Source organism: Streptomyces sp. NPDC020983 (assembly GCF_044333485.1).
Taxonomy (GTDB): Bacteria; Actinomycetota; Actinomycetes; order Streptomycetales; family Streptomycetaceae; genus Actinacidiphila.
On the sequence record NZ_JBIRRA010000002.1, the window covers coordinates 689,307 to 698,674 of the forward strand.

Sequence of the window (9,368 nt, forward strand, 5' to 3'; positions counted from 1 at the left end):
GCGCACGGGCCGGTACATCGCGCCGCCGCCGGTACATTGCGCCGCGGCCCCCGCGGCCCCGCGGACCGTGCGGGGGAGGCGTGCGCCGCCTCAGTCCTCGCCGTACTTCGGGTCGACGTTCTCCGGGGACAGCCCGAGCAGCTCCGCGACCTGCTCCACGACCACCTCGTGCACCAGCAGCGCCCGCTCGTCGCGGCTCTTGGCGCGGATCTCCACCGGGCGCCGGTAGACCACGATCCGGTTCGGCCGCCCCTTGTCCGCGCCGACCAGCCGCCCCAGCGGCACCGCCTCGCCGTCGGCTCCGGGCCCGTCCTGCGGCCAGGGCACCTCCTGCACCGCGAACTCCACGTCCGCCAGCTGCGGCCAGCGCCGCTCCAGCCGGTCGGCGGCATCCCTGACCAGGTCGTCGAACGCGTCGGCGCGCGACACCGCGAGCGGCACCTGCGGCGGCGCGATGGGCCCGCGCATGCCGCGGCCGTGCCGGTCGCGATGCCGCGGACGCGGGTCGGGGGGAGGCGGAACCGTATTGTCCATCAGCGTGAGCCTAGCTCCCGGCCCGTACCGGTGTCGCGGCCCGCGGACACCGCCGGCCGCCCCGGCCCCCTTATCGTCATCCCGGGCCCGGGATGAGGCCGCTTCCGGCCACGAATGTGACGGAAACACGCCAGCCGGCGGCCCGTGACGGCACGTGCCGCCGTCACGTCCCCGCACGCCCGGCCCCCGCCCGCCCCCCACCCCCGCCGTATCGCCGCAGGCCGGCGCGGCGACCGCGTTCCCGCCCCGGAAGGCGGCGCCGCCACGACACGAGTGGGTGAGCCTGCGGAGAGTCGTCGCGGCCCGCTCAAGAGTGCGGTACCGTCCAACGTCGTGAGCCCTGTACGTCGCTGTTCGCGCACCGCTTGCGGCCGTCCCGCCGTCGCGACGCTGACGTACGTCTACGCGGACTCCACCGCCGTCCTCGGCCCCCTCGCCACCTACGCCGAACCGCACTGCTACGACCTGTGCTCCGAGCACTCCGAGCGGCTGACCGCGCCGCGCGGCTGGGAGGTCGTCCGGCTCGCCGTCGACACCGGCCCGGTGCGGCCCAGCGGCGACGACCTGGAGGCGCTCGCCAACGCCGTGCGCGAGGCCGCCCGCCCGCAGGAGCGCGCCCGCCCCGGTGCCCGCGACATCGACCCGCTGGAAGTGGCCCGGCGCGGCCACCTGCGGGTGCTGCGCTCACCGGAGTAGCCCCCGGCCCGTACCGGCCGTGGGCGCCGCAGGCCCGGCGGGTAGGTTGTGGGGCCACCGCGGCACAGCGCCGCGGCTCCGTCCGGGCCCCGCGCCGGGCGCCGCCCGACGTGCGTGACCCGCACCGTCCGTGACCGTACAGCAGAGGTGTGCAGTGGCCGATTTGTCGCAGCTGGTCAAGGCCTACGACGTCCGCGGAGTCGTACCCGACCAGTGGGACACCCCGCTCGCGGAGATCTTCGGCGCCGCCTTCGCCACCGTCACCGGCGCGGACGCGGTCGTCGTCGGCCACGACATGCGGCCCTCCTCCCCGGCGCTGTCCGACGCCTTCGCGTGCGGCGCCGCCTCCCGCGGCGCCGACGTCACCCGCATCGGGCTGTGCTCCACCGACGAGCTGTACTTCGCCAGCGGGCGGCTCGGCCTGCCCGGCGCCATGTTCACCGCGAGCCACAACCCGGCGCAGTACAACGGCATCAAGATGTGCCGGGCCGGCGCCGCCCCCGTCGGCCAGGACACCGGTCTCGCCGACATCCGCGCGCTCGCCGAGCGGTGGCTGGACACCGGCCTCCCGGCGGGCACCGCCACCCCCGGCACCGTCACCGACCGCGACGTGCTCGGCGACTACGCCGACTGCCTGCGCTCGCTCGTCGACCTGTCCGGCATGCGCCCGCTGAAGGTCGTCGTCGACGCGGGCAACGGCATGGGCGGCCACACCGTGCCGACCGTGCTCGCCGGCCTGCCCGTCGACCTGGTGCCCATGTACTTCGAGCTCGACGGCACCTTCCCGAACCACGAGGCCAACCCGCTCGACCCGAAGAACCTCGTCGACCTCCAGCAGCGCGTCCTGGAGACCGGTGCCGACATCGGCCTCGCCTTCGACGGCGACGCCGACCGCTGCTTCGCCGTCGACGAGCGCGGCGAGGGCGTCTCGCCGTCCGCTGTCACCGCCCTGGTCGCCGCCCGCGAACTGGCCCGGCACCCCGGCGCCACGATCATCCACAACCTGATCACCTCACGTACCGTCCCCGAGGTCGTCACCGAGCAGGGCGGCGTCCCCGTACGCACCCGCGTCGGCCACTCCTTCATCAAGCAGGAGATGGCCGTCACCGGCGCCGTCTTCGGCGGCGAGCACTCCGCGCACTACTACTTCCGCGACTTCTGGAACGCCGACACCGGCATGCTCGCCGCCCTCCACCTGCTCGCGGCCCTCGGCCGCCAGGACGGCCCGCTGTCCGCCCTGGTCGGCGCCTACGACCGCTACGCCTCCTCCGGCGAGATCAACAGCACCGTCGCCGACCAGGCAGGCCGCACCGCCGCCGTCCGCGCCGCCTTCAGCGGCGAGGAGGGCGTCACCTTCGACGAGCTCGACGGCCTCACCGTCAGCGCCGCCGACTGGTGGTTCAACCTGCGCGCCTCGAACACCGAGCCGCTGCTGCGCCTCAACGTCGAGGCCGCGGACCCCGAAGCGGTCGCCCGCATCCGCGACCGGGTCCTCGCCCTCGTCCGCGCCTGACGGCCGTCCGCGCCCGACCGGCCGTCAGCCCGGGCGGCGCCCCGCCCGCCACGCCGCCCCCCTCCGCGGGACCCGTCCCGTGCCCCCGGCCGGGGGGCGGCTATAGGCTGGCTGGCACAACCCGGGGGCGCGCCCCCGGCGGCGGGGACGCGTCCGACCCGCGCACCTGCGACCGCACATCGCCCGGCCGGCCACCGCCGGCCGCACACCCCCGGAGGACACGTCACATGCCGCTCGTGGAAGCCAGCCTTCTGGACATCCTCGTCTGCCCGGCCTGCCACGCCCCGCTGCGCGAGGACGAGGACGCGGCGGAACTCGTGTGCACCTCCGACGACTGCGGCCTGGCCTACCCCGTCAGGGACGAGATCCCGGTGCTGCTCGTCGACGAGGCCCGCCGCCCCGGCTGAGCCGCCCTCAGCGCACGCACCGCCCCGGCCGGCCCCGCCACCCGCACGGGCCGCCGCCCCGGCACGCCGGCGGACGAGCCGTCCCGCGCCCGGCCGCACACCCGCCCGCACCCGACCCACGGAGGCCGCCTTGTTCGACGAGTCGCTGCTGGAGGACCCCGACGGCCTCGCCCGCGCCGACACCCACGGACTGCTCCGCGGGGTCGCCGCGGCCGGCGCCCGGGTCCGCACCGCGCTGCGACTCGCCGGTGAGGCCGGCCTGGAGGAGCTGCGGCCCGACGGCCGGCCCCGCACGGTCCTGGTGGCCGGCAGCGGACCCGACGCCGCCGCCGTCACCGACCTCCTGACCGCGCTCGCGTCCGGCAACTGCCCCGTGCAGCCGCTCACCTCCACCGGACCCAGCCCCGAGCGCTCCCGCTGGACGCTGCCCGGCTGGGCCGGCTCGCTCGACCTGCTGATACTGCTCTCCCCGCAGGGCACCGAGCAGGGCCTCACCGACCTGGTCGAACAGGCCTACCGGCGCGGATGCACCGCGGTGGCCGTCACCCCGGCCAAGGCGCCGCTCGCCGACGCCGTCGCGCAGGTCCGCGGCCTCGCCCTGCCCTTCGCCCCCGGCCCCGCCGACGCCGCGCCCGAGCCCGCCGCCGACACCGGGGCCTTCTGGGCGCTGCTCACCCCGCTGCTCGCCCTCGCCGACCGGCTCGGCCTGGCCACCGCGCCCGGCGCGGAACTCCACGCCCTCGCCGACACCCTCGACGCGACCGCCGCCGGCTGCGGCCCCGCCGTCGCCACCTACACCAACCCCGCCAAGACGCTCGCCGCCGAACTCGCCGACGCCCTCCCGCTGCTGTGGAGCCAGGGCCCGACCGCCGCGGCCTGCGCCCGCCGCTTCGCCGCCGTCCTCGGCACCCGCGCCGGCCGGCCCGCCCTCAGCGCCGAACTGCCCGCCGCGCTCACCCTGCACGGCCCGCTCCAGGCCGGCGCCCACGCCCTCACCGCCGACTCCGACGACTTCTTCCGCGACCGCGTCGAGGAGGCCGACGGGCTGCGGCTGCGCGTCGTGCTGCTCCAGGAAGCGCCCGACCAGCCGGGATCCGCCGCCCCCGCCGCCCGCGAGCAGGCCTACGCGCACGACACCCCGCTCAGCGAGATCACCGCCCCCGGCGGCAGTGACCTGCACGTCGCCGCGGAACTCCTCGCCCTGACCGATTTCGCCGCCGTATACCTGGCCGTCGCCTCGACCGAGAGACCATGACCGGCATGAACCGCCTCCGCAACACCGTCCGCCCCTACGCCTGGGGCTCCACCACCGCCATCCCCGCGCTGCTCGGCACCGAGCCGACCGGCGAGCCGCAGGCCGAACTGTGGATGGGAGCCCACCCCGGCGCCCCCTCCCTGCTCGACCGCGGCGCCGGGCCCGTGGCCCTCGACGCCCTCATCGACGCCGACCCCGTCGCCGAACTCGGCGAGGCCGCCGTGAAGCGCTTCGGCCCGCGGCTGCCGTTCCTCTTCAAGGTGCTCGCCGCCGGGTCCCCGCTGTCCGTGCAGGTCCACCCCGACCTCGCCCAGGCGAAGGCGGGGTTCGCCGACGAGGAGTCCCGGGGCGTCCCGATCGACGCCCCGCACCGCAACTACAAGGACGCCAACCACAAGCCCGAGATGCTCGTGGCCCTGTCGCCCTTCGACGGCCTGTGCGGCTTCCGCCGCCCCACCGAGGCCGCCGACCTCATCGACGCGCTCGGCGTCGGCGCCCTCGTGCCCTACGCCGACATCCTGCGCGCCCACCCCGAGGACCGGGCCCTGCGCGAGGTCCTCGCCGCCGTCCTCGGCGCCGACCCCGCAGAGATGGCCGCCACCGTGCACGCCGCCGCCGAGGCCGCCGCCCGGCTCGCAGCCACCCCCGGCACGCGGTACGCCGCCGACTACGCCGCCTACGCCAAGGCCGCCCACCACTTCCCCGGCGACCGCGGCCTCGTCGCCGCCATGCTGCTCAGCTACGTCCGCCTCCAGCCGGGCGAGGCCCTCTACCTCGGCGCCGGCGTCCCGCACGCCTACCTCGACGGCCTCGGCGTCGAGATCATGGCCAACTCCGACAACGTGCTGCGCTGCGGCCTCACCCCCAAGCACATCGACGTACCCGAACTCCTGCGCGTCGTCCGCTTCGAGGCCGACGCCCCCGCCGTCCTGCGCCCCGAGGCCGGCCCGGACGGCGAAGAGGTGTACGCCGCGCCCATCGACGAGTTCCGGCTCTCCCGCTACGTCCTGGCCCCCGGCTCCGCCCCGCGCACCCTCGACCGCGACGCCCCGCAGATCCTGCTGTGCACCGACGGCGAGATCCGCCTGCGCACCCCGGACACGGAGGGAGCCGGCGACGACGAGCTGGCCCTGCGCGCCGGAGAATCCTGCTGGATCCGCGCCGGCGAGCACACCGAACTCAGCGGCGAGGGCACGGTCTTCCGCGCCACCGTGGCCGCCTGACCCACCGAGGGCGGGGCAGACTCCAGGCACGCCCGGCCGCACGCGCCCGAAGGCACACGCCCGGCACGGCGGCCGGGCGGGCCAGATCCGACGGAAGGGACACCCAGCACACATGAGCGCCACAGGCGGAACCAGGGCGATCGTCGCGGCACTGAGCGCCAACCTCGCCATCGCCGCCTCCAAGTTCGTGGCCTTCGCGTTCAGCGGTTCGTCGTCGATGCTCGCCGAGGGGGTCCACTCCCTCGCCGACTCCGGCAACCAGGCCCTGCTGCTCATCGGCGGCAAGAAGGCCAAGCGCGCCGCGAACGAGGAGCACCCCTTCGGCTACGGCCGGGAGCGCTACGTCTACGCCTTCCTCGTCTCGATCGTGCTCTTCTCCGTCGGCGGCATGTTCGCCCTCTACGAGGGCTACGAGAAGGTCCGCCACCCGCACACCCTCGACAACTGGTACTGGCCGGTCGGCGTGCTGGTCTTCGCCGTCGCCGCCGAGGGCAGCTCCTTCCGTACCGCGGTCAAGGAGTCCAACCACACCCGCGGCTCGATGTCCTGGGTCGAGTACATCCGCCGCGCCAAGGCACCCGAGCTGCCCGTGGTCCTGCTGGAGGACTTCGGCGCCCTCATCGGCCTGGTGCTCGCACTGCTCGGCGTCGGCCTGTCCCTGGCCACCGACAGCGGGGTGTGGGACGGCATCGGCACCCTGTGCATCGGCGCCCTGCTGATCGGCATCGCCCTCGTCCTGGCCGCCGAGACCAAGTCCCTGCTCATCGGCGAGGGTGCCAACCCCGAATCCCTCGCCCGCATCCGCGCCGCCGCCGTCGACGGTGACACCGTCACCGCCGTCATCCACATGCGCACCCTGCACCTCGGCCCGGAAGAGCTGCTGGTCGCGGCCAAGATCGCCGTCCAGCACGACGACACCGCCGCCGACGTGGCGCGCGCGATCGACGCCGCCGAGGAGCGCATCCGCGCGGCCGAACCGTTCGCCCGCGTGATCTACCTCGAACCCGACATCTACAGCGAAGCCGCCGCCGCGGCCGGCCCCGACCCCGACCAGACCCCGGGCGGACGCTGACCACGCGCACCTGCGGGCGCAGGCACCCCAGGTGTAGATTCGTCGGGAGCCAGACGTCGCTGCTGATGGCGGTCGGGCGGTCACCCCACGGTGACCGGCCGAGGGAGAGAGGGCCTCCGACGGATTGCGCTGCCGCAAGGGGACACGTGTACCCGCCTCCGGGCCGCACGCCGTCGCCCCGCGGCCGCGCCACGTCCCTGTCCACCTCGATCGCACCGAGGAGCAGCCCGAATGACCACCACCGCCACCGACTTCAAGGTCGCGGATCTCTCCCTCGCCGAATTCGGCCGCAAGGAGATCACCCTCGCCGAGCACGAGATGCCCGGCCTGATGGCGCTGCGCGCCGAGTACGGCCCCACGCAGCCGCTCGCCGGCGCCCGGATCACCGGCTCCCTGCACATGACCGTGCAGACCGCCGTCCTCATCGAGACCCTCGTCGCGCTCGGCGCGCAGGTCCGCTGGGCGTCCTGCAACATCTTCTCCACCCAGGACCACGCGGCCGCCGCCATCGCGGTCGGCCCCGAGGGCACCCCCGACAACCCGCGGGGCGTCCCCGTCTTCGCCTGGAAGGGCGAGAGCCTCGAAGAGTACTGGTGGTGCACGGAGCAGGCCCTGACCTGGCCCGGCACCGCCACCGGCGGCCCCAACATGATCCTGGACGACGGCGGCGACGCCACCCTGCTCGTCCACAAGGGCGTCGAGTTCGAGAAGGCCGGGTCCGTCCCCGCCACCACCGAGCAGGACAGCGAGGAGTACGGCTACATCCTCGCCCTGCTGCGCCGCACCCTCGCCGACAGCCCGCAGAAGTGGACGCAGCTCGCCTCCGAGATCCGCGGTGTCACCGAGGAGACCACCACCGGCGTCCACCGCCTGTACGAGATGCAGCAGGAAGGCAAGCTGCTCTTCCCGGCGATCAACGTCAACGACGCCGTCACCAAGTCGAAGTTCGACAACAAGTACGGCTGCCGGCACTCCCTCGTCGACGGCATCAACCGCGCCACCGACGTCCTGATCGGCGGCAAGGTCGCCGTCGTCTGCGGCTACGGCGACGTCGGCAAGGGCTGCGCCGAATCGCTGCGCGGCCAGGGCGCACGCGTGATCATCACCGAGATCGACCCCATCTGCGCCCTCCAGGCCGCGATGGACGGCTACCAGGTCGCCACCCTCGACGACGTGGTCGAGACCGCGGACATCTTCATCACCACGACGGGCAACCGCGACATCATCATGGCCTCCGACATGAGCCGGATGAAGCACCAGGCAATCGTCGGCAACATCGGCCACTTCGACAACGAGATCGACATGGCGGGCCTGGCCAAGGTGCCCGGCATCGTCAAGGACGAGGTCAAGCCGCAGGTCCACACCTGGACCTTCCCGGACGGGAAGAAGCTCATCGTCCTGTCCGAGGGCCGCCTGCTCAACCTGGGCAACGCCACCGGACACCCGTCCTTCGTGATGTCCAACTCCTTCACCGACCAGACGCTGGCCCAGGTCGAGCTCTTCACCAAGCCGGAGGAGTACCCGATCGGCGTCTACGTGCTCCCCAAGCACCTCGACGAGAAGGTCGCCCGCCTCCACCTCGACGCCCTCGGCGTCAGGCTCACCACCCTGCGCCCGGAGCAGGCGGCCTACATCGGCGTCAAGGTCGAGGGCCCCTACAAGCCCGACCACTACCGCTACTGACCCACGGCACCCCGCCGCCCGGCCCCGCCCGGGCGGACCGCACCACGCGGGCCCCCGCCTCCACCCGGAGGCGGGGGCCTCGCCGGATACCGGGAACACACGATGCCCCGCGGCCGCTACTCGTTCCACGACACCCATGACCACACCCCCTTGGGAGAAGAGCACTTCCACTGCGCCACCGGTCCCGCCGGCTGGCGCTACACCGCACAGACCACGCACCCGGACGGCACCCACGCCGGATCCGTCGACCTGACCGTCGACGACCTCGGCCGTCCTGTCCGCCTCGAACTCCACGCCGCCTCGTGGCAGGTCCGCGCCGCCGCACTCGACGGCGTCACCTGGGTCCGCAGCGACCCCACCGGCGAGCACGCCCAGGAGGGCAACGCCTCCGCCCACGCCTTCACGGGTGCCTCGCCCGCCTTCCTCGTCGCCACCGCCCGACTCCTCCGCCTCGCACCCGGCGGCCCTGCCAAGCGGGTCCGGCTCGTGTCATTCCGGCCCCCCGTGCTCGCACCCCTGAACGTCGACCAGTCGTGGTCCCTGCTCACCAGGACAGCACATCCGGCCGACACCGGTTTTCTGCCTGTGGACAACTTCCTGGTGTCCGACCTCGCCACCGGCGAGCAGCACGAGGTCCACCTCGCCGGCGACGTCGTCCTCGCGGCACCCGGCATCGAGCTGGAGGACCTCGACACGCCGCCGTCCACCTTCCCCTGATTTGACGCGTGTGGGGGTGGGAGGTAGATTAGAACGGTTGTCAGGAGCTGGCCCGTCCAGCCGTGAACAATGAAGATCCTTGCCACGAGGCAGACGAAGACACCCCAGTTCCGAATCGGGAGGAATCCCGGGCGGAACACCCGTGTCCCCGGAAGCCGGATGGTAATTCCGACCGAAAATCTTCTGATAGAGTCGGAACACAACGAAGGGAAAGCCCGGAGGGGCCGGTGAAACGGTCTCGAAGGAAGCTTCCGTTCCTTGAGAACTC

The 9,368-nt window shown here is 73.8% G+C and carries 9 protein-coding genes; 8 read left to right on the forward strand and 1 reads right to left on the reverse strand.

The genetic code is table 11. The features are described from left to right. Positions 1 to 90 precede the first annotated feature (90 nt). On the reverse strand, positions 91 to 534 hold the full coding sequence (locus ACH4SE_RS06345) for a metallopeptidase family protein (RefSeq protein ID WP_398542120.1): 444 nt from the start codon (positions 532 to 534) through the stop codon (positions 91 to 93). A gap of 273 nt (positions 535 to 807) precedes the next feature. On the opposite strand from ACH4SE_RS06345, the gene ACH4SE_RS06350 reads away from it, so the two are divergent. The 8 genes from ACH4SE_RS06350 to ACH4SE_RS06385 all read left to right on the forward strand — a co-directional run bounded on the left by ACH4SE_RS06350 (position 808) and on the right by ACH4SE_RS06385 (position 9,100). Further along, complete coding sequence (locus ACH4SE_RS06350) at positions 808 to 1,230, forward strand: DUF3499 domain-containing protein (protein ID WP_398542121.1); 423 nt, start codon at positions 808 to 810, stop codon at positions 1,228 to 1,230. A gap of 154 nt (positions 1,231 to 1,384) precedes the next feature. Continuing rightward, on the forward strand, positions 1,385 to 2,743 hold the full coding sequence (locus ACH4SE_RS06355) for a phosphomannomutase/phosphoglucomutase (protein WP_398542122.1): 1,359 nt from the start codon (positions 1,385 to 1,387) through the stop codon (positions 2,741 to 2,743). Positions 2,744 to 2,970: 227 nt separating this feature from the next. Then, positions 2,971 to 3,150 (forward strand): Trm112 family protein, encoded by a 180-nt coding sequence (locus ACH4SE_RS06360; protein ID WP_398542123.1) that lies wholly within the window; start codon positions 2,971 to 2,973, stop codon positions 3,148 to 3,150. A gap of 130 nt (positions 3,151 to 3,280) precedes the next feature. Then, complete coding sequence (locus ACH4SE_RS06365) at positions 3,281 to 4,405, forward strand: SIS domain-containing protein (protein ID WP_398542124.1); 1,125 nt, start codon at positions 3,281 to 3,283, stop codon at positions 4,403 to 4,405. A gap of 5 nt (positions 4,406 to 4,410) precedes the next feature. After that, positions 4,411 to 5,628, forward strand: a complete 1,218-nt coding sequence (gene manA / locus ACH4SE_RS06370) for a mannose-6-phosphate isomerase, class I (RefSeq protein WP_398542125.1) — start codon at positions 4,411 to 4,413, stop codon at positions 5,626 to 5,628. A 112-nt stretch (positions 5,629 to 5,740) separates the two neighbouring features. Beyond that, on the forward strand, positions 5,741 to 6,700 hold the full coding sequence (locus ACH4SE_RS06375; RefSeq protein ID WP_398542126.1) for a cation diffusion facilitator family transporter: 960 nt from the start codon (positions 5,741 to 5,743) through the stop codon (positions 6,698 to 6,700). Positions 6,701 to 6,931: 231 nt separating this feature from the next. Further along, positions 6,932 to 8,383, forward strand: coding sequence for an adenosylhomocysteinase (ahcY, locus tag ACH4SE_RS06380; protein ID WP_398542127.1), 1,452 nt, complete (start codon positions 6,932 to 6,934; stop codon positions 8,381 to 8,383). Between the two features lie 102 nt (positions 8,384 to 8,485). Further along, positions 8,486 to 9,100: a hypothetical protein gene (locus tag ACH4SE_RS06385; protein WP_398542128.1), complete on the forward strand. Its 615-nt coding sequence runs from the start codon at positions 8,486 to 8,488 to the stop codon at positions 9,098 to 9,100. Positions 9,101 to 9,368 lie beyond the last annotated feature (268 nt).

Bases quoted from the DNA above. Each gene is read 5' to 3' on its own strand.
- ACH4SE_RS06345 (WP_398542120.1), bottom strand. From the start codon at position 534: ATGGACAATACGGTTCCGCCTCCCCCCGACCCGCGTCCGCGGCATCGC.
- ACH4SE_RS06360 (WP_398542123.1), top strand. From the start codon at position 2,971: ATGCCGCTCGTGGAAGCCAGCCTTCTGGACATCCTCGTCTGCCCGGCC.
- manA (WP_398542125.1), top strand. From the start codon at position 4,411: ATGAACCGCCTCCGCAACACCGTCCGCCCCTACGCCTGGGGCTCCACC.
- ACH4SE_RS06375 (WP_398542126.1), top strand. From the start codon at position 5,741: ATGAGCGCCACAGGCGGAACCAGGGCGATCGTCGCGGCACTGAGCGCC.
- ahcY (WP_398542127.1), top strand. From the start codon at position 6,932: ATGACCACCACCGCCACCGACTTCAAGGTCGCGGATCTCTCCCTCGCC.
- ACH4SE_RS06385 (WP_398542128.1), top strand. From the start codon at position 8,486: ATGCCCCGCGGCCGCTACTCGTTCCACGACACCCATGACCACACCCCC.